Genomic DNA, 23,732 nt, shown 5'->3' on the forward strand with positions numbered 1-23,732 from the left:
TCAGCGATCCTTCGGATCGAATGCGTCGCGCAGACCGTCGCCGATGAAGAGCAGGCTCATCAGCAGCGCGACCAGGAAACCGGCCGGGAAGAACAGCAGCCAGGGCGTCGTCTCCATGCCCGCAGAGCCTTCAGCAATCAATGTGCCGAGAGACGTCAGCGGCTCCTGAACGCCGAAGCCGAGATAGGAGAGGAAGCTCTCGGTCGCGATGATTTCGGGAATGGTGAGCGTCGCGTAGATGACGACCGGACCGACGAGGTTCGGCACGATGTGTTTTAGGATGATCTTGAACGACCGCTGGCCTGAAGCGCGTGCGGCCTCGATGAATTCCCGCTGCTTGATCGACAGCGTCTGGCCGCGCACGATACGGGCCATGGTGAGCCACTCCAGTGCACCGATCGCCGCAAACAGGAGATAGACGTTACGGCCGAAGATCACCATCAGCAGGATGACGAAGAGGACGTAGGGCAGGGCGTACATGATATCGACGAAGCGCATCATGATCGCGTCGACGCGACCACCGAAATAGCCGGCGACGGCGCCGTAAAGCACGCCGATGACGACCGAGACGAGGGTCGCAACAAGTGCGACCGTTAGCGAGACGCGCGTGCCGTAGAGTGTGCGCGCCAGCAGATCGCGGCCATTGCCGTCCGTGCCGAAATAGTGGCCAGCGGCGAAGTCCGGAGCGCCGCGGAACGACGTCCAGTCCGGATCCTCATAATTGAAGGGCAGGAAATACGGGCCGAATATAGCGACCAGAACCAGCACGGCCAGTATGACCAGCGAAAGTGCTGCCGCCTTGTTGCGCAGGAGACGACGCATCGCATCGCCGGTGAGGGAACGCCCCTTGGGTGCTAGCCCCTCTGCCGAAAGCAATTCCGCTTCCAGCAATTCTCTCTTGGCGGAATTGAGGATCATCGCATTCTCACTTTCGGGTCGAGCCAGGCATAGGCGATGTCGACCAGCAGATTGAGGACCACGATCAGGACCATGTAGAAAATGACCGTGCCGAGGACCATGCCGTAGTCGCGGTTCAGCGCCGCGCCGACGAAGTAGCGGCCGACGCCGGGGAGGCCGAAGATGCTTTCGACCACCAGCGAGCCGGTGAGGAGATAGCTTGCCGCGGGTCCGAGATAGGAGACGACGGGCATCATGGCCGGCTTCAGCGCGTGGCGCATGATCGTCAGTCGCGGGCCGATGCCTTTGGCCTTGGCGGTGCGGATGAAGTTCTGGCCCATCACCTCGATCATCGAGCCGCGCATCAGGCGGGAGATGCGGGCCGCGTGCGGCAGCGTCAGGACGATAATGGGCAGGATCAGGAACTTGATCGAGCCGTCGCCCCAGCCGCCGACCGGCAGCCAGCCGAGCGTGTTGCCGAAGATGAGCTGCAGGATGGGAGCGATGAGGAAGCTCGGCATGACCAGGCCAATGAGGAGACCGCCGCCCAGCCAGTAATCGGCCGCGCGGTTTTGATAGAGCGCCCCAAGACAGCCTATGAAGATGCCGACGATGGTCGCGAGCACGAAAGCGGCGCCGCCGATGGTCAGCGTATAGGGGAAGCCGGACATGATCTGCTGGGTGACGGTGAAGTCCTGATTGGCGAAGGAGGGGCCAAGATCGCCCTTCATGACGTCGCCGACATAGATCAGGTATTGCTCAACCAGGGGCTTGTCGAGGTTGTAGTGAGCCGCGAGGTTGGCTTTGACTTCCGGCGGCAATGGCCTTTCGCCATCGAAGGGGCCGCCGGGAGCGAGGCGCAGAATGAAAAAACACACTGTCACGGCAATCCACAAGACGGGGATTGTCGACAGCAAACGACGGAGAGCATAGCCAAACATGATCTTAAACGGCCCCTCCCGATTGTGTCCGGGAGGGGCCTGTTCCCAATTATTCTTTGATCGACAGCCAGCGCGTGCGGTGGATGTCCTGGATATTGTCGACGAAGCCCTGGACCTTCGGGGCGACGATGTTCTGGGAAACGTAGTAGTAGATCGGGATCGCGGCGCTGTCGTCGAGGGCCAGTTGCTCGGCCTTCTTGTAGATTTCGGCGCGCTTCTTGAGATCGGTTTCTTCATTGCCCTGCTTGATCAGAGCATCGTAGTCCTTGTTGCTCCAGCGGCCGTAGTTCATTTCGACGCCGGTGGAGAGCAGGTTCAGGAAGTTGATCGGGTCGTTGTAGTCGGCGAGCCAGCCGGCACGGCCGATCTGCACCTCACCGCGCTGCATTTCATCGTAATGCACCTTGGTTTCGGTGTTGTAGAGCTCGATATCGACGCCGAGCGGCTTCCACATGGCGGCGATCGCAACTGCGATGCGCTTGTGGTTGTCGTTGGTGTTGTAGCGCAGCTGAGCCTTCAGCGGATGATCGGGGCCGAAGCCTGCTTCCTTCAAGAGCTTCTTGGCCTCTTCGACCTTCTGCTTGTAGGGCTCGTCCTTCCAGCTGACATAAGCCGGCGTGCCGTAATTGGCGGTGCCCGGCGGTACCCAGGAATACATCGGCAGTTCGCCTGTGCCGAGGATCTTCGGGCCGATGACTTCGCGGTTGACGGCCATGGAGAGAGCCTGACGGACGCGCTTGTCGTTGAAGGGCGGCTTGGTGGCGTTCACGACGTAATAGTAGGTGCCAAGGAACGGCACCACATGCGCCTGGCCGGGAAGGTTCTTCTGGATCCAGTCATACTGGTCGGCCGGGAAGGAGGTCAGAATATCGAATTCGCCGGCGCGATAGCGCTTCAGGGCGGCGGCCTGGTCTTCCAGCGTATAGTAGTTGACGTTGTCGATCTTGATGTCCTTGGCGCCGTAATACTGGTCGCTCTTGACCATGCTGACATGCGAACCAGGCACCCATTCGGTGGGCTTGTATGGGCCGTTGGTGACGATATTGCCGATCTTGACCCATTGGTCGCCCTTGGCTTCCACAACGTGCTTCGGCAGCGGATAGGCTGTGTAGTGCATCAAGGCGTTGAGGAAGTAGGGTGTCGGGTTTTCAAGCGTGATTTCCAGCGTCTTGTCGTCGATCGCCTTCACGCCGAGCTGGGTCGGATCCTTGATTTCACCCTTGTTGATCTTTTCCGCATTCAGGATGGTGTATTGCAGATAGGCGTATTGGGCCGCGGTCTTCGGATCCATCAGGCGCTGGAAGGCAAAGACGAAGTCCTGAGCCGTCACCGGTTGGCCATCCGACCATTTGATGCCGTCGCGAAGCTTGAAGGTATACACCTTCTGATCGGGAGAAATAGTCCAGCTTGCAGCCTGGCCGGGAATTGGGTTGTCCTTAGGATCTTCGGTCACCAGCCCTTCGAAGATATCGCCGTCGATGCGGTTCTCCCAATCGCCGGAAATTTTTTGCGGATCGAGCGAAGTCGGGTCGCCGCCGTTGTGGATATTGAGGGTCGCGGCATGCGCCGAAACGCTCAATATCGTGCTGACGAAAGCCGCAGCGATAAATTTTCTGGTGATATGCGCCATATGTTTTCCCACCTTTCTGGAGTTCTTGTCCTTGTTTTACAAGGGTGTTTTTGATCCGCAGGTGACCTGTACGTGCAGGTCAATGCGCGAAGTTATCGAAAGCGACGTCGCTTTCAAGCCCAAAAGAGTAAGGCTTGCTTAGTGTGTGAATTTTCATATTGGTAATTCTCTAAAATTGATACTGCGAATTTACCCGCCCAGGTAGCCGAGTTTGGCACGCGGCGGATTGCAGCTTGCCGCTTGCGGCGGAGTGTGCAAACTGAGGGGCCGATGCGATATCGAGGCCATTTGATGAAATCGACGAATAAAGCGGCGGGAGCCGATTGGTGGCGCGGGGCCGTGATCTATCAGGTCTACCCGCGGTCGTTTCAGGATACGGATGCCAATGGGCTCGGCGACATCAAGGGAATTACCCGCCGCCTGCCTCATATTGCCGCATTGGGTGTCGATGCGATCTGGCTGGCACCGTTCTTCACCTCGCCGATGGCCGATATGGGCTATGACGTCGCCGATTATTGCGACGTCGATCCGATCTTCGGCACGCTTGCCGACTTCGACGAGATGATGGCTGCGGCGCATGAACTCGGCCTCAAGGTCATCATCGACCAGGTCATTTCGCATACATCGGACCGGCATCCCTGGTTCGTGGAGAGCCGGGCAAGCCGCGACAATCCCAAGGCGGACTGGTATGTCTGGGCCGATCCGAAGCCGGACGGCACGGCACCCAACAACTGGCTGTCGATCTTCGGCGGCCCCGGCTGGGAATGGGACGGCGTGCGCCGGCAATATTACCAGCACAATTTCCTCACCTCGCAGCCTGACCTGAATTTCCACAATCCGGAGGTTCAGGATGCGGTGCTGGCGGCGGTGAAATTCTGGCTCGACCGCGGCGTCGACGGCTTCCGCCTGGATACGGTCAACTACTATTTCTGCGATAGGAAGTTGCGGGACAATCCGCCGGCGCTTGTCGCAACGGGCGGGCTCGATGCCCCCGAGAGCAACCCTTACGGGATGCAGAACCATCTCTACGACAAGACGCAGCCGGAGAATATCGGCTTCCTGAAGCGGTTCCGGGCCTTGCTCGACCAATATGAGGATCGCGCGACCGTCGGCGAAGTGGGGGATGGCGCGCGCTCGCTGCAGACCGTAGCCGCCTATACCAGCGGCGGCGACAAGCTGCATATGTGCTATACCTTCGATCTGCTGGGGCCGGATTTCACTCCGGCGCATTTCCGCCGTTGCGTCGGCGATTTTCAGGATAATGTCGCCGATGGCTGGGTCTGCTGGGCTTTCTCCAACCATGACGTCAAACGCCATGTCAGCCGCTTTGCGGAGACGGAGGAAGAGCAGCCGCGCGTCGCGAAGCTCGCGATTTCACTGCTATCAACCCTGCGCGGCTCGATCTGCCTCTATCAGGGAGAAGAGCTCGGCTTGCCCGAAGCGGAGCTTGCCTTCGAGGATCTGCGCGATCCCTACGGCATTCGCTTCTGGCCGGCCTTCAAGGGGCGCGACGGCTGCCGCACGCCGATGCCCTGGGAAGCCAGCCGCGCCCATGCCGGCTTCACCACCGCCGACAAATCCTGGCTGCCGGTTCCCTACCAGCACGCAGCGCTTGCGGTCGACAAGCAGGAGGCGGACGAAGATTCCGTGCTGCATCATTACCGGCAGACGCTGGCCTTCCGCGCAGAGTACGCCGCCCTGCGTGACGGCGATATGACCTTTCTCGATACCGAGGAACATGTCCTTGCCTTCACACGTTCCAAGGGCGGCGAGACGCTGCTGTTCGTTTTCAATCTCTCGCGCACGCCGGTGAAGGTCGCTTTGCCCGAGGATGTCAAGCTCGGTAAAACTATCGTCGTGCCGGGGTTCGGTACGGCGGATGCAGGATCGGCGGTGGCGCTTGCCGCATTGGACGTCTATTGCTGCAAGCTCACCTGATCAGCCGATCAATATGAACTTGTCGACATCGACCAGGCCTTTATCCGATATCTTCAGATGCGGGATGACGGGCAGGGGTAGGAAGGCGAGCTGCAGGAAGGGCTCTTCCAGCGTCGCGCCAAGGGCATAGGCTGCCTGGCGCAGATGGTGCAGCGTATCGCGCACGCTTTCATAAGGCTCGAGGCTCATCAGGCCGGCGACGGGCAGGGCGATTTCACCGGTCACGACGCCATCCTCGACGACGACGAAGCCGCCATTGATATCGCTGAGGCGGTTGGCGGCGAACGCCATGTCATCTTCATTGACGCCGACGACGCAGATATTGTGGCTGTCATGGCCTACGGTGGAGGCGATCGCGCCTTTCTTCAAGCCGAAACCCTGGACGAAACCGTTTGCGTGGTTGCCGTTCTTGCCGTGCCGCTCGATGACGGCGACCTTGATGATATCGTTGCCGAGGTCGATATCGGTCTGGTTGCCCTTGGCCGGCAGGCGATAGCGGCGATGTTGGGTGATAATCTTGCCAGGCGTCACGCCGATGACCGAGGTTTCGCCTTCCGTTACCGGCACGCCGAAATCGGCGGCGTTGATCGGGCGGGCCTTGACGCTGTCGAGGCCGACGGGGGCGACGGAATTACGGGTCGCGAAGAGTTCGGGGGCAACGCGGCGGCCTGCGGAGAAGACGATCTCGGCCTTGCAGCTTTCCAGGCTGTCGATGACGACAAGATCCGCGCGCCAGCCGGGCGCCACCAAGCCGCGATCGCGCAGACCAAAGGCGCGCGCGGCTGAGATCGAGGCGGCGCGGTAGATCGCCAGGGGCTCGACGCCGTGGGCAATCGCCGTGCGGATCATGTAATCGAGGTGACCCTGTTCGGCGATGTCGAGCGGGTTGCGGTCGTCGGTGCAGAGCGCCAGATGAGGCGACAGGCGCTCGGTTATAATAGGCATCAGCGCGTGCAGATCCTTGGAGACGGAGCCCTCACGCACGAGGATATGCATGCCCTTGCGGATCTTTTCCAGCGCCTCTTCTGCCGTGGTCGATTCATGCTCGGTGCGGATGCCGGCCGCGAGATAGCCGTTGAGATCGTTGCCGCGCAGCAGGGGAGCATGGCCGTCGATATGGCCATCCTGGAAGGCTTCGAGCTTCGCCATGCAGACGGGATCCTTGTGGATCACGCCGGGGAAGTTCATGAATTCGGCAAGGCCGATCACCTTCGGGTGGTTGCGGAAGGGCAGGAGCGTCTCGATCGGCAGATCGGCGCCCGAGGTCTCCAGATGCGTTGCCGGCACGCATGAGGAAAGCTGGACGCGGATATCCATGATGGTTTCCAGCGAACAGTCGAGGAAGTAGCGTATGCCTTCGGTGCCGAGCACATTGGCGATCTCATGCGGATCGCAGATGGCGGTGGTCACGCCATAGGGGAGGACGCAGCGGTCGAATTCGAGCGGGGTCACCAGCGAGGATTCGATGTGAAGATGGGTGTCGATGAAGCCTGGTACGACGATGCGGCCGGCGATATCGATTTCCTCACGACCGGGATAATCGCCGCAGGTCCCGACGATACGGTCACCGCAGATGGCGATGTCCGAGGCCACCAGCTCTCCCGTCACCAGATCGAAGAAACGTCCGTTCTTGAGAACAATGTCCGCAGGCTCCCGGCCAACGCCCTGGTCGATATAGCGTTCGAGTTTGGTGGTCATGGTGTTTTTCCTGCATTTGCCGTGATTCCGGATAGCCCCTCACCGTAGCCCTCTCCCCGTTGCACGGGGAGAGGGAACTCTTCGAGTTCGCCGATCGTATCGTGATCTATGAAAAGCGACCTAGATATTATTCTGTAAGATCTCGCGGAGCTTGCCGAACAGCTCGTCGATATGATGTTTTTCGATGATCAGCGGCGGGGAGAGCGCGATGATGTCGCCGGTGGTACGGATCAGCAGGCCCTTTTCGTAGGCCTTCAGGAAAGCGGTGAAGGCGCGCTTGGTCGGCTCGCCGGCGATGGGGTCGAGCTCGATGGCGCCGATCAGGCCGGTGTTTCTGATGTCGATGACGTTTGGGCAGTCCTTCAGGGAATGCAGGGCATCGGCCCAGTAATCGGAAAGTTCGGCCGCGCGCGTGAGCAGCCCTTCTTCCTTGTAGGTGTCGAGCGTCGCAAGCGCTGCGGCCGAGGCGATCGGATTGCCGGAGTAGGTGTAGCCGTGGAAGAACTCGATCATATGCTCGGGTCCCTGCATGAAGGCGTCATGGATCTCCGAGGTCACGAAGACCGCGCCCATCGGGATGACGCCATTGGTCAGGCCCTTGGCTGTCGTGATGATATCCGGCTTCACATCGTAATATTGGGCGGCAAAAGGAGTGCCGAGGCGGCCGAAACCGGTGATAACCTCGTCGAAGATCAAGAGGATGCCGTGCTTTGTGCAGATGTCGCGCAGCTTCTGCAGGTAGCCCTTTGGCGGAATGAGGACGCCGGTGGAGCCGGCCACCGGCTCGACGATGACGGCTGCGATGGTCGATGCATCATGCAGCGTAACGATGCGTTCCAGTTCGCTGGCGATATCGCCGCCATGCTCCGGCTCGCCGCGGGTGAAGCTGTTCTTGCCGGGGAGATGCGTGTGCGGCATGTGATCGACGCCAGTCAGCAGCGTGCCGAACATCTTGCGGTTGGTGACGATGCCGCCGACGGAAATACCGCCGAAATTGACGCCGTGGTAGCCGCGCTCGCGGCCGATAAGGCGGAAGCGCGAGCCGTTGCCCTTCACGCGGTGATAGGCAAGGGCGACCTTCAGGGCCGTCTCGACCGATTCAGAGCCGGAATTGGTATAGAGGACATGATCCAGGCCGTCAGGCGCGATATCGACCAAGCGGTTCGCCAGCTCGAAAGCCTTGGGATGGCCGAGCTGAAAGGCGGGGGCATAATCGAGCTCGCCGGCCTGCTGGCGGATCGCCTCGGTGATCTTTGGGCGGCAGTGTCCGGCATTTACGCACCACAGGCCGGCGGTTCCATCCAGAACCTGGCGGCCGTCATGGGTGGTGTAATACATATCCTTGGCGCTGACGAACAGGCGCGGTTCCTTCTTGAACTGCCGGTTGGCGGTAAACGGCATCCAGAAGGCGCGCAAATCATTAGGGGTGGCATTCAAACGGTCCGACATGCTGTTCTCCAACGGCCATTCGGGGGCCATTTTCCCGATCGCGGCGCTGCGCCACGTGATTATATTTACTGCCTGGTCAAATTATCAGCCGGCCTTTTTGCGTCAAGGCAAAGATGGGGCCCCAAAGAGGGAGGCTCTGGATCGATGGTACCAAGGCGGAGCCTGTTCGACAGGCTGAAGCGCGCTTGCGCGGCTACCTTGGTGCAAACATGAAAAAAGCTGGCAAGTCCGAGGACTTGCCAGCTAAAAATGGTAAAACACCTGGTAATGAAAGCAAGTCGATCTTTCGGGGTCTTTAAATGTCCCCACGGATCGTTCGTCGGCAGACGCAGAGCCCTTGAAAGCTCTTAAGCAGCCGATCTACTTTTTTCCGGCTCACAATAAATGTCTTCCAGCGTTTCAAGAACCCGGATGACGGATTCCGATGTGCTGGAGTAGTAAATCGTTTGAGCATCACGGCGTGTCTTCACCAGCTTTTGGGCGCGCAGCTTCGAAAGATGCTGGGAGAGCGCTGACTGGCTTAGTCCGACCTGATTGGCCAAAACGCCAACGGGAACTTCGCCTTTAACAAGACTGCAAAGGATCAAAAGACGCTTTGGGTTCGCCATTGCTGATAGTAATGCTGCCGCAACATTGGAGTGTTCGGCCAAATTTCTTGTCTTCATGTGTTAATCTTCCCAATGCGGAGCGTACATCAGAAATTGTGCTGTTTCTAAACCGGCACCTAACCGATATCTAACAATACCAAGACGGGTCGAAGATTGTATATACCTAAATTTAAGGTATCGAGTATGCTATTTTAGGTATGTATGTATGACGTCGCGGCAATAGCGTAAACGGCGCCTGATGTGCCCTTCACGGACTGAATGCGCCCAAAATAGGTCGATTATGAGCGCTCCCGACCGCAAATATGCCGATTTTGGTCACGAAGGGGTTGCATTCTACCAATAATGGTCGATGCCGCCCGGAGCTGCCTGCCTACTAATTCTCGCACTATTGTATGATTTTTTGCCGACCGATTTTGCTTTCGGCTCAAGGCATCAACAGGTCCTTTGAGGACAAAATATACGCCTTTCCGAAGCCTCCGTTGAGGCTGGCGTCAAGCGGAACGAGACGGAAGAAGCAGAAATCCGGAAAGTCGATATAGAGCTTGGATTTCGGGTGACGATCGAGGAAGCGGTCGCGAATGCGTTCATGCGCTTCGCTTTGGCGGTCGATGCGCTTAGCGTCGCATCGCACGGTCAAGCGAGGATGGGCGAGGGGATCTCCCCTGCCGGGTTCACCGAAAAGCACCGAAGCCCGCGGGTCCTTTGCCAGAGCCTTGGTATGCGAGGAGAGACCGGAGACCAGAATGACGGGAACGCCGTCGGTATCCATCGCAATGAGAACGCGGCTCACCGAAGGAAAGCCGTTCTCAGGGTCGATGACGGCAAGCGCCGCATGCGCGGCCGTATGCATGAGGTCGCGCGCCTGATTGCGCGCTTCCTCGTCCGTTTCCCTGATCACCGATGGCTTGTTGCTCATGAACTGCTCCGTGGATCGAGGAGCAGCCGTGAACGGGCTACTCCTTGCGCCGATGGCTGGTGAGGCCGGCCACCACATCTTGCGCCGAGATCGTTCCGATAATCGTGCCGTTGTCAACGACGCCGATATTGCCCGGCTGGCGCGTCAGAGCATCGAGAATATCGACGAGCGGCGTAGCAGCGGTTGCCGTGGCGGTGACGGAGCCGGCGTTGGCGGAATGGCCGACGCCCTGCTGCATGACGTCGCGTGCCGTCAGCATGCTGATCGGATTCATGTGCTGCACGAAATCGGCAACATACTGATCCGCCGGATTCTTGACGATCTCCTGCGGCGTTCCGCACTGGATGATGTGGCCGCTTTCCATGATGGCGATGCGGTTGCCGATGCGGAATGCCTCGTCCAGATCGTGGCTGACGAAGAGGATGGTGCGCTTCAGGCGGCGCTGGAATTCCAGAAGCTCGTCCTGCAGGCGGGTGCGGATCAAGGGATCGAGCGCGGAGAACGGCTCGTCCATCAACAGGATCGGCGCGCCGGTCGCAAAGGCGCGGGCGAGGCCGACGCGCTGCTGCATACCGCCCGAGAGCTCATTGACCTTGCGATTGGCCCATTGGGTGAGATTGACGAGCTGAAGCTGCTCGTCGACGCGCTTCTTGCGCTCAGCGTCCGGCACACCGGCAAGCTCGAGCCCGAAGCCGACATTGTCGGCGACCGTGCGCCAGGGCAGCAGCGCGAACTGCTGGAACACCATGGAGACGGTATGCATGCGCAGATCACGCAACGCCTTGGGGCTGCAGGTGTAAGGGTTGATCGGGCCGTTCTTGGTGTTGACGACGACATCGCCGCGCACGACCGGCGCAAGGCCGTTGACGGCACGCAGCAGTGTCGATTTCCCCGAGCCCGAGAGACCCATGAGCACGAGGATTTCACCTTCCTCGATCTCCAGCGAGGCATTGGCGACGCCGAGCACCATGCCTGTGGTCTTGCCGATTTCATCGCGCGATTTGCCCGCGTCGACGAGTTTCAACGCGGCATCTGGGCGATCGCCGAAGATGATGCTGACATTCTTGAAGCCGACAGCGACGGTCATGAGCGATCTCCTTCGCCGGGGGCACGGAACATGCGGTCGAGAATAATCGCCAGAATGACGATGCAGGCGCCGGAATCGAAGCTCTTGGCGACGTTGACGCTGTTCAGCGCGCGCAGAACCGGCACGCCAAGGCCCGGCGCGCCGACGAGGGCGGCGATAGACACCATCGAGAGCGACAGCATGATCGTCTGGGTCAGGCCTGCCATGATCTGCGGCGTGGCGAAGGGCAGCTCGACCTTGCGAAGCACCTGCCGCGGCGTCGCACCGAAGGATTCAGCCGCTTCCACCAGCGAAGGCGGTGTGGAAATGATGCCGAGGCGTGTCATGCGGATCGGAGCGGGAATGGCAAAGACGACGGTGGCGACCAGACCCGGCACCATGCCGAGGCCGAGCAGGATCATGGCCGGCACCAGATAGACGAAGGTCGGAATGGTCTGCATCAGGTCAAGGATCGGCCGCATGAAGGCATAAAGCCAGGGGCGCCGCGCTGCCGCGATGCCGAGAGGCACACCGACGAGCATGCTGACAAAGGTGGAGGCCAGCACCAGCGCGAGCGTTTCGGTCGTTTCCTTCCAGTAACCCTGGTTGATGGTAATGAGCAGGCCGATGAATGTCAGGGCCGTGACCGCAACGCTGCGGCGCATCCAATAGGCAATGGCGGCGAAGACGACGACGACGATCAGCGGGTGCGGTTTCTGCAGGAGGAAAAGCAGTGCGTTAATCACATGCGCGACGACGAACGAAAGACCGTCGAAGAACCATGTGACGTTGGTCGTCAGCCAATCGACGACGGCTTTGGCCCACGGCCCGATGGGAATGCGGTAATCGGTTAACCAGTTCACGTCTTTGCCCACGATTGGGGGCGGCGTTTCCGATTGTTTCTTATGATGCCGGAGGTGCCGCCGAATAACGGTCTGTCACGCCACACGGCCGTTGTCCGGGCGGTGGCGGGACGCGAAAGCAAGCAGTCCATGCGCGGAAGAGAAAGGGGCGGTTCAGCCGCCCCTTCATCCACCTATGTTACAAGCCAAGCTTGGCCTTGACCGCCGCCAGGCCGTCGCCACCGTCCTTGGTGGTGACGCCGGCAAGCCAGGGTGTGACCGCCGACGGATTGGCCTTCAGCCATTCCGTGGCAGCCGCTTCCGGCTCCTTGCCGTCGTTCAGGATCTTGCCCATGATTTCGTTTTCCATCGGCAGCGAGAAGACGAGATTCTTCACGAAGGCGCCGACGTTCGGGCATTCCTGCAGGTAGCCGGCCCGGACGTTCGTGTAGACCGTTGCGCCGCCGAAGTTCGGTCCGAAGACGTCGTCACCGCCGGTGAGATAGGTCATCTTGTAAGTGGTGTTCATCGGATGCGGGGCCCAGCCGAGGAAGATGATCGGCTTGCCTTCCTTGTCGGCGCGGGACACCTGGGCAAGCATGCCCTGCTCGGAGGATTCGACCACTTCGAAGCCCTTGAGGCCGAAGGAGTTCTTGTCGACCATATCGATGACCAGGCGGTTGCCGTCATTGCCCGGCTCGATGCCGTAGATCTTGCCGTCGAGATCGTCCTTATGGGCGGCGATGTCCTTGAAGTCCTTAATGCCGAGTGCAGCGCCCTTTTCGTTGGTCGCCAGCGTGTATTTGGCGCCTTCCAGATTGGCGCGGACGGTTTCGACCGACTTGTCCTCGGCGAACGGCTTGATGTTCTCGGCCATGGAGGGCATCCAGTTGCCGAGGAAGACATCGATGTCCTTGTTCTTTAGCGACTGGTAGGTCACCGGCACGGCGAGCACCTTGACGTCGGTGTCGTAGCCGAGAGCCTTCAGGAGGATGGAGGCGGTCGCCGTGGTGGAGGTGATGTCGGTCCAGCCCACATCGGCGAAATGTACGGTGCTACAGCTTGCCGGCTCGGCGGCGGAGGCGGCCGTGGCGCCGAGTGTCAGTGCGGAAAGAGCTGATGCGAAAGCGAATACAGTAAGGGTCTTTTTTATCATTGCGTGACTCCCAGTCTAACGTTCCCAAGCAACCATCAATAACCGACATTTTCAAGCGACCACAGTGTATTTGCGGCGGTTTAAGGGGGCTGATTGCGACGCCTGCATTTTTCAGCGCGATCGTTTTCAGCGCATTCTTAGCAAACCTATAGATCCTGAATCCTGTGGTTTTTGCCGTGGATATCTTTCCTTATCATCTCGCAGCACCCATGAAGCATTCAAGGAGAATGTCATGGCCAAGCTCTATTTCCATTATTCGACGATGAATGCCGGCAAATCGACCATGCTGCTGCAGGCGGCCTATAACTATCAGGAGCGCGGCATGCGCACCGCCGCCTTCATCGCAGCTCTCGACGATCGCGCCGGCCGCGGCACGATCGCCTCCCGCATCGGCCTTACGATGGATGCCATACCGTTCGAGATCGGCGATGATCTCTATGTCATGGTCGAAGACATGCATGCGAGCGAGCCCCTGAACTGCGTCTTTGTCGATGAGGCTCAGTTCCTGACGCGCGAGCAGGTGTGGCAGCTCGCCCATGTCGTCGATCGTCTCGGCCTGCCGGTGATGGCCTACGGCTTGCGCACGGACTTCCACGGACACTTGTTTCCGGGATCGCAGGAGCTGCTGACCATCGCGGACGAATTGCGTGAGGTGCGGACGATCTGCCATTGCGGCCGCAAGGCGACGATGGTCGTGCGGCTGGATGCCGCCGGCGAGGTCGTGCGCGAAGGCGCGCAGATCGAGATCGGCGGCAGCGACAAATATGTCTCGCTCTGCCGCCGTCACTGGGAAGAGGCGATCGTCTGCGAGTGACGGCATGTGGCCGGCGTGACGCGGCAGGAATTTAATCGAGGGGACGATGAAACTGCTTTGCCTGGCGCCGGCCGTCATCATGCTTGCCGCGGCGTCTTCGGCGCTTGCTGATGGAGATGCGGTTGCGGGTGCCATCGTTTTCAGGAAATGCGGCGCCTGCCATACGGCGACGGTGCCGGAAAACCGCGTCGGACCCTCATTAATGGGCGTTGTCGGCCGGCCCGTCGCAAGCGTGCCAGACTATGCCTATTCGCGGGCGATGAAGGCCTTCGGTGCCGATGGCAAGGTTTGGGACGAGGCCTTGTTGCGCGAATACCTGCCGGGGCCGCAATTCCTGGTCAAGGGCACCAGAATGACGTTTCTGGGCCTCAAGAGCGAGAGGGATCTCGACAATCTGATCGCCTATCTGAAGAATCCGGCGGCGGCGCAATAGTCCTTTCGAGCATTTTCCTCGCCGGCGGTACGCTCTGTGCGCTTCAAGCTCTCGGTTTTTCGCATGTTGTTACCGCAAAACCGCTACACACTTTTGCGCGACGTGCTTTAGTCTCACTCCTCGGGTAGGGAGAGATGCTTTCATGGTCAGACCTCATTCCTTCGACGGCATGCTCGACAAGGCAAGCGCGGCACTTGATGACGCCATCAACAGCGCAAACGCGGCCGTCGCGACGCTGGCCGGCCATGCCAGGGGCGAGGGACGCAGCGGCGCCATCAACTTTCCCATGGAGGAAGTGCTGGTGCGCGAGGCTGTCGAGCTGCTCGAGCGCTGGAAATCGCTCGCTTCATCGCTGGTGAAGGAGCTCGATCGCGCAACGCAAGAGGCCGATCTGCAGCATCGGCGGTTGTTCGACGAGAAGATCGGCCTTGAAGATGCGAGCCTGCTCGGCAGGAAGCTGGCGCGCGGGCCTTCGAAGCCTCAGACGATCATCACCGAGCTCGAAGTGGTTCTTGATGTTTCGGCCGAACTCGATCTCCTGTTCAAACAGGCAAGGCCCGCCTTGTCGCGCTGCTTTCATGATTGCGAGCGCCATCTCGAAGGCGTGATCGAGCATCGGCGGAAACTCGATTTCGATATAGAGGAGGTGCAGCGTCGGGCCAATGTCCTGACGGAGAAACTCATGTACCAGCGGCGCAATCGTCCTTCCTCGCGCCACGCCGATTTGCAATCCGGCTTGGAGGCGGATTATGGCGATCTGCTTGCCGAGCAGGACGATATTCGGCGGCAGGAGGCCGGGCTTCAGTCGCGCCGAACGGCCGGGCAGCGCCTGATCGATATCTATGAGGGCCTGGCGGCATCCCTGAATGTTCAGGTTGCCGCCGTCAGCGCCATGGCAGCCAAATCGGCTGTTGATATCGAGCAACGGATCGCCTTGCTCAAGGCGTTGGCGTCAAACGCGAATAGCCACACCCCCGAGGCTGCGCGAACGGCCGCGGTCGAAGACTTGATCCGGGCCTTCGAGGCAAACATACTGGCCGGGCAGGATCTGGCTGCGCGCAAGGCGCATGTCGATGCCGTGTTCAAGAGGCGGCTGGAGCCTCACCTGCCGCCCGTGTCCGAAGATGCGGGTGAAACCGCCGGCGATGCGCAACCGGAGGGATGATTCTGTCCGGCATCGAAAATTCGGCGCAGACGGTTGTTGTTTTTCTCAAGAACACATATTTGCTGAAACGCGAATGGCGATAAGGCCTATCCTATGAAAATCGAAAGGGATTTTCGGAAGGGCCGGTGTGCAGGTTCAGTGTGGTGCGTCCTTCGCGTATAGGCAGGACGCGCGGTTGCGGTTTTGGAGGCGTTGGTCCATGCTTGACTCGATCACAGCGTTCTTGAAGCGGATCTGGGCCGCCATTGCACGATGGTTGGGCTTGGTTTTCGTCGGGCTCGCATGGCCGTTTCTTGCCGCGCGCGGCTGGTATCGCCACAGCAACTGGCTGATCAAGCTGCCCATCGTCGCTTTCGTGACGCTGCTTGCTGTGCTTTACATCTATTTCATCTGGCAGACGCAGATCTGGTCCGGGTTCAATCCGGCCTATCCCGACGTCTACAAATTCTCCGAACGCAAATTCTCCGCCGGAGAGGAGTTGCCGGCGCAGGCTGCGGCTGCGGCGCCGAAGTCGTGCCAAACCTCGGCAGTCGTGGATGTCGCTGCCGATCTTACCGATTTCAACGTCAACCAGAATGCCTGGATCTCCTCGATGCTGCTCTACAAGCTCGGGTTCTTCGGCGTTTCATGGGATGACACGCCTTTCCTCGACAACAAGGCATCCTTCCAGAGAGGCGTAAACTCGGTGGTCCGCCGCACCTCGGCAGAATTGGTCGACACGCTCGGCCGTGTGCGCGGGACGTCCGGGATCAACGGCGATCTGCAAAAGGCGCGCGGCAACCTGCAGTTCGACGAATCGAGCTGGTATTTCGGCCTGCATCCGTTCGGACCGAAGACGCCAACCCCAAGCTATTATCGCGCCGCGATCACTAACCTGCGCAACTTCAATACCGATCTCAGCAACTGCAAGGTGGTTTTCGACGGACGCGCGGATAATCTTCTGCAGTTTCTCGATCATGTCGCCGGCGACCTTGGCAGCACGGCAAATATCCTGGCGGACCGATCGCAAAACTACAGCTATGGATGGTTCGACACGCGCGCGGACGATCGGTTCTGGTTTGCCTATGGCCAGCTTTATGCCAATTACGGCATTCTGAGCGCGGCCGGCGCGGATTTTCAGCAGGTGATCGCGGAACGCAACATCGGCAGGCTCTGGAACGATACGCTCGGGATGCTGCAGACGGCGCTCCGCATTCAGCCGATGATCATTTCCAACGGCCGCGAAGACAGCTCGTTCATGCCAAGCCACCTCGCGACGATGGGCTTCCACATCCTCCGGGTGCGTTCAAACCTCGTCGAAATCCGAACGGTGCTTGGAGGCCGCTAAGGGCGAGGCGGATATTGAGCGGAGCATTTCGAGAGCGGAGCCGTCTTCGGTCCGGACTGCCTAAAATAAAAAGATGAAACGTCGGCGCGATCTGAAGAAAGCAAAAAGTTGCTTAGCTGATCAACTTGAGGCGGATGGCCTTGGCGACGAGCTGCGTGCGATTAACGCAATCGAGCTTCTTGATAGCGTTCATCATATAGGCATTGACCGTATGGTCGGAGAGGGAAAGGATCTGGCCGATTTCGACCGAGGTCTTGCCCTGGGCCGTCCAGCGGACCACTTCGAGTTCGCGGGCCGAGAGCGAATGCGGCACGGCGCTATCGCTGCGCTTCAGACAATTATAGGAATCCAGCGCCTGCAGCATGATCAGCGTGAGTTCATTGATTTCGCTTTGACCGAGGCTGTTGCGATTGCCCATGAACCAGAAGAGAAGACGCTGCCCATCCGGTGAATTGACCGGAACGATCACGCTCATTGGGCAATTGTAGTTGATCAAAAGCATATGGAGCTCGCGCGGAAGATCGCTGTCGAGTTCGAGGTCTTTTTCCAACAGATGCCAGGAGCGCGGCAGCACCGAGTCCCGCGTGCGCAGCAACATCGGGCAGCGCCGCACCAGCTGTTGACGATCGAAATCACGCACGAACTGCGCCGGCACGGTACCTTCGATCAGCAGCGGCGTCATCATGGTATCGTCAGGAACCGGGGCATTCATGAATGCCATGTAGCTGAAGCCAAAAGCTAACCCCGCCTGCTCCAGCGCCAGCGCAAACGCTGCTTGTGTCCGAGCAGCAGCGAGCTCGGCAGAAAGCAGCAATTGTCTCTCGGCGGTGATGATATAGGACATATAGGTTGAAGCGCCCACAGCGTGTTATCGTTATCAAATACCGGATTTATGAGTGAATGCTAGACGCAAAAATATCACAGGACCAGAAATAATTTCATTTTCATATATTTTAATATTCGGACGTGTGTATTTACATAAATCTTCGCCCAGAAAGGGCATTAAACGCAAAAAAATGCTGTTTCGCTGATCTTATAACGACGGCGCTGTACAGATGCCGGTGTTGCGGTGTCAAGGACGGACGACCGAAGAGCGTCTCGGAATAGCGAAAATCTATCTGAAACGACCCTTCAAATGCCACGACGGCGACCGCCTGAAGGTCGCAATTTGATACAGGAGGGGGCGTCCTGCATCGCGATATTTGCCGCCTAAGTGTTGCGACGAATGGAAGAAAAGGTCGAGGTGGTGCCTGCGCAGTGTGCATGCATGGCCGTCTGCTTCCATCTTGCAGCCGTTCTCCGTCTGGCAGTTTTCGACGCCCCTGGGCCAGCCGTTTTCGCAAATGATGCGCCATTGCGCCGGCATGCCTTGCGAAGGCCCAAAGCGGTTGCTATCGGTCTTGGCAAAGCAATCGCTTCCAGGCGTATATCTCATGAATTTTCGTTTTTTCCCGCAGCTTGCGATGCGGTGCTGCCGAACGGCGTTGCGGATTGTCACGGCCGTTTCGCTTCTGCTCGTTGCGCCAGCCTTTGCCGAAGCGGCGGATGGCACCGGCGGCACGCCGATGCGCTTCCTGCTCGTCCACGGCGAGATGGGCCAATGCCGCGCCGACAATACGTGTCCGGACTGGATCTCCGCCGAGGGACAGATCATGTCCGACACGCCGAGGAAGCTGCAGAAATTCCTGAAGCAGCTTGGCAGTCGGCGATTGCCCATCGTGGTCAGTTCGCCGGGGGGCGATGTCAAGGCGGCGATGGAGATGGCGCGCACCATCCGCAAACAGAAGCTTTCGATCGCCGTCGGCCGCACCCGCTCGCGGGCATGTCCCTATGCCGAGCCGATCTGCCCGGCAGCCTTTGCCGAGGACGGTTCGATCAAGGGACAGGCCTTTTCCGCAGACGCGATCTGCTTTTCGGCATGCCCGCTGTTTTTCGCAGGCGGCGTCCAGCGTGTTTCCAGCCCCTTCGCATTGTTGGGCGTCCACCAGATCACCACGACCTATAGCGAGGTGCGCGTCCAATACCGCACTGAATATGAAATGGTGGATGGCAAGCGCAAGGTGCTTTCCAAGAAGGAGATCGGGCGGAAATTCGTCGGCAAATACGACACGACGAAGCTCGACAAGGCCCAGCGGACGCGGTTGGTCCGCTTCCTCGACACGATGGGTGTCGACAAGGGACTTGTCGATGTGATGCTTGGAACCGAGCCGAGCGGGATCCATCTGATGTCGCAGATGGAGGCGCTAAGGCTGAAATTGACGACGGAACTTGCCGATGCGGACGCGCTGGTTTCCGCGCGCAACTGCAAGGACGGGCAATCGATCTCCGATTGCGCCGCACCCCCGCCGCCGATGAGCAGCGCTTCGGCTATGGCCGGCAAATAGCCGATTTTGGCGTCAAGCGTCCTTGGCTTTGCTTTTCGCCATGATCCTTTCCAGAAGGCCCAGCAGTACCGCCGAAACGACGAAGGCGAGATGGATGATCGTGAACCACATCAGCTTGGCGTTGTCGTATTGAGTAGCGTTCAGGAAGATCTGCAGCAGGTGGATCGAGGAAATGGCGACGATCGAAGAGGCGACCTTGATCTTGAGGCTGCCTGAATCAAGCTTGCCGAGGAAGGAAACCTCACCTTCGGCTTCGTCGAAACGACTGACGAAATTTTCATAACCGGAAATCATCACCATGACGATCAGGCTCGCCACCAGGGCGGCGTCGATAAGGCCGAGGATCGCCAGGATCATGTCGGCTTCTTCATAGACGAGTGCGTTGATCGCGACCTTGTAGAACTTATAGGCGAACGAGACGGCGTAGACGGCGAGCGAGGCGGCAAGACCGAGATAGAAGATCACCAGAAGCCAGCGACTGGAGAGAATGATGCGCTCGACCAGCAATTCCAGGGATTTCATATCTTTTCCTTCTTTCTCGGTTGCATTTGGAAGCCGAAAATAGGCATGTCCCTGTCCCGCGACAAGGCGGCCTCTTTCGCAGAGGACAGTATGCCGTTGCTATTCACACTTGATACGTATTGGTTTATCCCGACAGGGAAATGACCGTATATTTGGGGCGAATATAATGGCGGCGGTGGCATCGGATATCGAAATCGCTCGTGCGGCGAAGAAACTGCCGATTATCGAGATTGGTGCCAAGCTCGGCATTCCCGCGGAAGATCTCGCGCCCTACGGCTACGACAAGGCAAAAATCGGCGCCGGGTTCATCGCATCGCTAGCCGACAAGAAGGATGGCAAGCTGATCCTCGTTACGGCGATCAACCCGACGCCGGCGGGCGAGGGCAAGACCACGACGACGGTCGGCCTCGGCGATGGCCTGAACCGCATCGGCAAGAAGGCCGTCGTGTGCGTGCGCGAGGCATCGCTCGGCCCCTGCTTCGGCGTGAAGGGCGGAGCGGCCGGCGGCGGTTACGCGCAGGTCATTCCGATGGAAGACATCAACCTTCATTTCACCGGCGATTTCCATGCGATCACCTCGGCCCATAATCTGCTTGCGGCGCTGATCGACAACCACATCTATTGGGGTAACGAGCAGAATATCGATATCCGGCGCATCACCTGGCGTCGCGCGATGGATATGAACGACCGCGCATTGCGCGATATCGTGTCGTCGCTCGGCGGCGTCGCCAACGGTTTTCCGCGCGAGGGCGGCTTCGATATCACCGTCGCCTCCGAGGTCATGGCGATCCTCTGTCTGGCATCCGACCTCAGGGATCTGGAAAAGCGGCTCGGCAATATCATCATCGGCTATCGCCGCGACCGCACGCCCGTCTATGCCCGCGATCTGAAGGCCGACGGTGCGATGGCGGTGCTTCTGAAGGATGCGATGCAGCCGAACCTCGTCCAGACTCTGGAGAACAATCCGGCGCTCGTGCATGGCGGCCCTTTTGCCAATATCGCCCATGGCTGCAATTCGGTGATCGCCACGCGCACGGCGTTGAAACTTGCCGATTATGTGGTGACGGAAGCCGGCTTTGGTGCCGATCTCGGCGCCGAGAAATTCTTCGACATCAAATGCCGCAAGGCCGGCCTTTCACCGGATGCGGCCGTTATCGTTGCGACCGTGCGGGCGCTGAAGATGAACGGCGGCATCAAGAAGGACGATCTCGGCAAGGAGAATGTCGATGCCCTCGTCAAGGGCTGTGCCAATCTCGGCCGGCATGTCGCCAATGTCCGCAAGTTCGGCGTGCCTGTCGTCGTGGCCATCAATCATTTCGTTTCGGACACGGAAGCCGAAATCGAGGCGCTGAAGAATTATGTCGCGCGGCTCGGGGCCGAGGCGATCCTCTGCCGGCATTGGGCCGAGGGCTCGGCGGGGATCGTCGATCTCGCGCATAAGGTGGTCGAACTCGCCGAATCCGGCCAGGCAAAATTCCAGCCGCTCTATCCGGACAATCTGCCGCTCTTTGAGAAGATAGAGATCGTCGCCTCGAAAATCTACCATGCCGGCGAGGTGACGGCCGACAAGGCAGTGCGCGATCAGCTTCGGTCCTGGGAGGACCAGGGCTATGGACACCTGCCGGTCTGCATGGCGAAGACGCAATATTCCTTTACCACCGATCCGAACGTTCGCGGCGCGCCAGAGGGGCACATTGTGCCCGTTCGTGAAGTGCGCCTCTCGGCCGGCGCGGGTTTCGTCGTCGTCATCACCGGCGAGATCATGACCATGCCCGGCCTGCCGAAATCACCTTCGGCCGAAAGAATTTTCCTCAATGATCATGGCTATATAGAGGGGCTGTTTTAAGTTCAGAATCTGATTCAACCGGGGTCGTTTGAACTCAGGAACTTTGCCGGTCCGACATCACCTGCAGCAGAATGCGATGCGATTGAAGGGAGAAAAACCGCGCGTTCGCTTGACGCCACCGGCAGCAGGATCGACAACGGACATCGGCATCACCGGATGGAAGAGCGGAGGCAGATCATGACTGCAGACAGCCGTGCCAGCTTGGCCGATATACGTGCCTTCCATGCGAAAATGATGGCCGCCGCCGGCAACTCGGCGGATGAAAGGCTGGAACAGGCCTTCCGCCAGGTGCCGCGTGAAGCCTTCATGGGGCCGGGACCCTGGCAGATCGTGGTCAAGGGACGCTATCTCGAAACGCCAAGCAGCGATCCCGCCTTTCTCTATCAAAATGTTCTGGTCTCCCTGGATAGATCGAAGGGCATCAACAATGGCGAGCCGTTTCTCCATGCCGCCTTCCTGGGTGCCGTCGCGCCCAAGCCTGGCGAAACCGTCGTTCAGATCGGCACGGGGACGGGATACTACACCGCCATTCTCTCAACGCTGGTGACACCGGGCGGACATGTCCATGCCATCGAGATCGATGAGGCACTGGCCGGCCGCACGCGAGACAATCTCGCCTCCTATAAAGACGTTTCCGTCATCTGTACCGATGCGACTTCGTTCGAGCTTCCGGATACGGATCTGATCTATGTGAGTGCCGGCGTGGTGGCACCGCCGAAGTCATGGCTGCAGGCGTTGCGACCCGGAGGGCGGCTCATCGTGCCCTGGCAGGCGAATGAGAAGGTCGGGCTTGCCGTGGTCATTACGCGAGAGGATATCGGTTTCAGCGCTCGTGCTTTGATGCCTGCTTATTTCATTCCATGCATCGGCGCATCGGATCCGGCCCAATCCATTAAAATTCCAAATGGTGGTGAGGCTCGGTCCATCCAGTCTATCTGGCTGACCGAGGAGCGCGCGCCCGATGAAACGGCGGTTGCGATCTACCGGGATGTCTGGTTCTCAAATGCCGGCATCCGAGCTTGATCGAGCCGGTATTTTGACAATGTCGAACCATCGATTGATCGGCGTGCTTTTCAAGCCATTCCAGGAAAAACGCGTAGTGGTTTTTGTCCTCTAGTGGCAGTAGCGAAAGCCGCCATTCCTTTCGATGACATCGAGATGGAAATGCGTTTCGTGGGCAGCGTCGCTTTCCGGGTCGAGGACAGTGGTGAAATAAAGGCAGGCAGAGGCGCTGGCTGCACGCTGGAACGCGCCTGTCAGCGTCGGATCTTCGCGGCGCGGCTCAATCGCGATGGTCTTGCCGTTTTCGAAGGTGAAGCTCGCGACATCGATGGCGTTGCCACGGGCATGTTCCGAGATCTTGCCGGTCGAGGCATTGTTGCGTAGGCGGCAGATATAGGTCGAGGCCTGATTGATGGCGACGATCTTGCCGTTGTCCAATGCGGCGGCTGATGGGAGCACGCTCTCCTTCATCCATTGGGCCAGTGCCAACGCCGCTTCGCAGCGCATCGTTCCTTGAGGTTTGAATTCGATCCCCGGCAGCGGCGAAGAAAGCGAGATCGGCTTGTCGATGCCGCAGCCGTTGCCGTCGTCAATGCGGGGAATTTCCTTGAAGATTGCTCCCATCGCGGTCAGTTCCTTCAGGCACGCCTGGTGTTCCTCGTCCGGCTCGGAGGCGACGGTCGGGGGCGGGCGAGGGGGACCTTGCATCTCGCCCGTCGTCTGCTCCTCAGGCGGAGTTGCCGGCTTGTCCTCTGGTTGGGCATCCGGCTTTTCCGGCGGAACGACAGGTTTGTCAGGAGATGCTGCCGGCTTCTCCGCCGGGATCGGCGGCGTGCCGCTCGGCTGAGCCCGTTGCTGATCCGGCTTTTGTTCTGGGAGCGGACCGGTCTGGGGAAGAGAAGCGGCCATAAGTAAAATGACGGCAGAGGTTAGTGAAATGCTTCTAAACAACATCAAGTAAATCAGCCAATTCTAATGATGATGTCATCAGAACGCTTGAGGTCGCCATTTCGTTGCAATTCAGCAACGTTCGTCTTCCGTCTTTAAACATGATAATTCTATTCATGATTATATGGATGAGATATATTGACAATAATA

The 23,732-nt window shown here is 59.1% G+C and carries 21 protein-coding genes; 8 read left to right on the forward strand and 13 right to left on the reverse strand.

What is annotated here, in order from left to right; translation table 11 throughout:
- Genes FHT84_RS14140 through FHT84_RS14150 form a run of 3 tightly spaced genes read right to left on the reverse strand, consistent with a single transcriptional unit; the run spans position 1 to position 3,468 of the window.
- Positions 1-918, reverse strand: coding sequence for an ABC transporter permease subunit (locus FHT84_RS14140; protein ID WP_069612725.1), 918 nt, complete (start codon positions 916-918; stop codon positions 1-3).
- Positions 915-1,838, reverse strand: coding sequence for an ABC transporter permease subunit (locus tag FHT84_RS14145; protein ID WP_112340638.1), 924 nt, complete (start codon positions 1,836-1,838; stop codon positions 915-917). The genes FHT84_RS14140 and FHT84_RS14145 overlap by 4 nt, the downstream gene beginning before the upstream one ends.
- Positions 1,839-1,887: 49 nt before the next feature.
- Complete coding sequence (locus FHT84_RS14150) at positions 1,888-3,468, reverse strand: peptide ABC transporter substrate-binding protein (protein WP_112340639.1); 1,581 nt, start codon at positions 3,466-3,468, stop codon at positions 1,888-1,890.
- A gap of 291 nt (positions 3,469-3,759) precedes the next feature.
- On the opposite strand from FHT84_RS14150, the gene FHT84_RS14155 reads away from it, so the two are divergent.
- Complete coding sequence (locus FHT84_RS14155) at positions 3,760-5,406, forward strand: alpha-glucosidase family protein (RefSeq protein ID WP_112340640.1); 1,647 nt, start codon at positions 3,760-3,762, stop codon at positions 5,404-5,406.
- Here FHT84_RS14155 and ade read toward each other — a convergent pair whose 3' ends face one another.
- The 7 genes from ade to FHT84_RS14190 form a co-directional block, all read right to left on the reverse strand.
- A complete protein-coding gene (gene ade / locus FHT84_RS14160; protein ID WP_112340641.1) occupies positions 5,407-7,104 on the reverse strand; it encodes an adenine deaminase in 1,698 nt (565 codons plus the stop codon).
- A 120-nt stretch (positions 7,105-7,224) separates the two neighbouring features.
- A complete protein-coding gene (locus FHT84_RS14165) occupies positions 7,225-8,553 on the reverse strand; it encodes an aspartate aminotransferase family protein (protein ID WP_112340642.1) in 1,329 nt (442 codons plus the stop codon).
- Positions 8,554-8,900: 347 nt separating this feature from the next.
- Positions 8,901-9,218 (reverse strand): metalloregulator ArsR/SmtB family transcription factor, encoded by a 318-nt coding sequence (locus FHT84_RS14170; RefSeq protein ID WP_004116664.1) that lies wholly within the window; start codon positions 9,216-9,218, stop codon positions 8,901-8,903.
- 367 nt (positions 9,219-9,585) lie between these two features.
- Entirely contained in the window at positions 9,586-10,077 is a 492-nt protein-coding gene (locus FHT84_RS14175) for a pyridoxamine 5'-phosphate oxidase family protein (protein WP_112340643.1), read from the reverse strand.
- 37 nt (positions 10,078-10,114) lie between these two features.
- Complete coding sequence (gene choV, locus FHT84_RS14180; RefSeq protein ID WP_112340644.1) at positions 10,115-11,164, reverse strand: choline ABC transporter ATP-binding protein; 1,050 nt, start codon at positions 11,162-11,164, stop codon at positions 10,115-10,117.
- Entirely contained in the window at positions 11,161-12,006 is an 846-nt protein-coding gene (gene choW / locus FHT84_RS14185) for a choline ABC transporter permease subunit (protein WP_112340727.1), read from the reverse strand. Before choW ends, choV begins: the two co-directional genes overlap by 4 nt.
- Before the next feature lie 178 nt (positions 12,007-12,184).
- Positions 12,185-13,141, reverse strand: a complete 957-nt coding sequence (locus FHT84_RS14190) for a choline ABC transporter substrate-binding protein (protein ID WP_112340645.1) — start codon at positions 13,139-13,141, stop codon at positions 12,185-12,187.
- Between the two features lie 232 nt (positions 13,142-13,373).
- Between FHT84_RS14190 and FHT84_RS14195 the strand changes: the two genes are divergently transcribed.
- The 4 genes from FHT84_RS14195 (at position 13,374) to FHT84_RS14210 (ending at position 16,880) form a co-directional block, all read left to right on the forward strand.
- On the forward strand, positions 13,374-13,955 hold the full coding sequence (locus tag FHT84_RS14195) for a thymidine kinase (protein WP_112340646.1): 582 nt from the start codon (positions 13,374-13,376) through the stop codon (positions 13,953-13,955).
- Between the two features lie 46 nt (positions 13,956-14,001).
- Positions 14,002-14,388, forward strand: a complete 387-nt coding sequence (locus FHT84_RS14200; protein WP_112340647.1) for a cytochrome c family protein — start codon at positions 14,002-14,004, stop codon at positions 14,386-14,388.
- Between the two features lie 142 nt (positions 14,389-14,530).
- On the forward strand, positions 14,531-15,553 hold the full coding sequence (locus FHT84_RS14205; RefSeq protein WP_112340648.1) for a hypothetical protein: 1,023 nt from the start codon (positions 14,531-14,533) through the stop codon (positions 15,551-15,553).
- A gap of 199 nt (positions 15,554-15,752) precedes the next feature.
- Complete coding sequence (locus tag FHT84_RS14210; protein WP_112340649.1) at positions 15,753-16,880, forward strand: DUF2333 family protein; 1,128 nt, start codon at positions 15,753-15,755, stop codon at positions 16,878-16,880.
- A 112-nt stretch (positions 16,881-16,992) separates the two neighbouring features.
- On the opposite strand, the gene FHT84_RS14215 is transcribed toward FHT84_RS14210, so the two are convergent.
- Entirely contained in the window at positions 16,993-17,724 is a 732-nt protein-coding gene (locus FHT84_RS14215; protein ID WP_112340650.1) for a LuxR C-terminal-related transcriptional regulator, read from the reverse strand.
- Positions 17,725-18,313: 589 nt separating this feature from the next.
- Here FHT84_RS14215 and FHT84_RS14220 point away from each other — a divergent pair.
- A complete protein-coding gene (locus FHT84_RS14220) occupies positions 18,314-19,264 on the forward strand; it encodes a hypothetical protein (RefSeq protein ID WP_112340728.1) in 951 nt (316 codons plus the stop codon).
- A 12-nt stretch (positions 19,265-19,276) separates the two neighbouring features.
- Here the strand turns inward: FHT84_RS14220 and FHT84_RS14225 are convergent, their stop codons facing one another.
- Positions 19,277-19,786 carry a TIGR00645 family protein gene (locus FHT84_RS14225; RefSeq protein WP_112340651.1) on the reverse strand — a complete coding sequence of 170 codons (510 nt, stop codon included), beginning with the start codon at positions 19,784-19,786 and terminating at the stop codon, positions 19,277-19,279.
- Between the two features lie 166 nt (positions 19,787-19,952).
- Here FHT84_RS14225 and FHT84_RS14230 point away from each other — a divergent pair, with 166 nt between their 5' ends.
- Together FHT84_RS14230 and FHT84_RS14235 are read left to right on the forward strand one after the other, a co-directional pair.
- Complete coding sequence (locus FHT84_RS14230) at positions 19,953-21,632, forward strand: formate--tetrahydrofolate ligase (protein WP_112340652.1); 1,680 nt, start codon at positions 19,953-19,955, stop codon at positions 21,630-21,632.
- Positions 21,633-21,809: 177 nt separating this feature from the next.
- Positions 21,810-22,655 carry a protein-L-isoaspartate O-methyltransferase gene (locus FHT84_RS14235; protein WP_112340653.1) on the forward strand — a complete coding sequence of 282 codons (846 nt, stop codon included), beginning with the start codon at positions 21,810-21,812 and terminating at the stop codon, positions 22,653-22,655.
- Positions 22,656-22,745: 90 nt separating this feature from the next.
- On the opposite strand, the gene FHT84_RS14240 is transcribed toward FHT84_RS14235, so the two are convergent.
- Complete coding sequence (locus FHT84_RS14240; protein WP_245430256.1) at positions 22,746-23,543, reverse strand: extensin family protein; 798 nt, start codon at positions 23,541-23,543, stop codon at positions 22,746-22,748.
- Positions 23,544-23,732: the final 189 nt, after the last annotated feature.

Source organism: Rhizobium sp. BK289 (genome assembly GCF_014193575.1).
Classification (GTDB): domain Bacteria; phylum Pseudomonadota; class Alphaproteobacteria; order Rhizobiales; family Rhizobiaceae; genus Rhizobium; species Rhizobium tropici_C.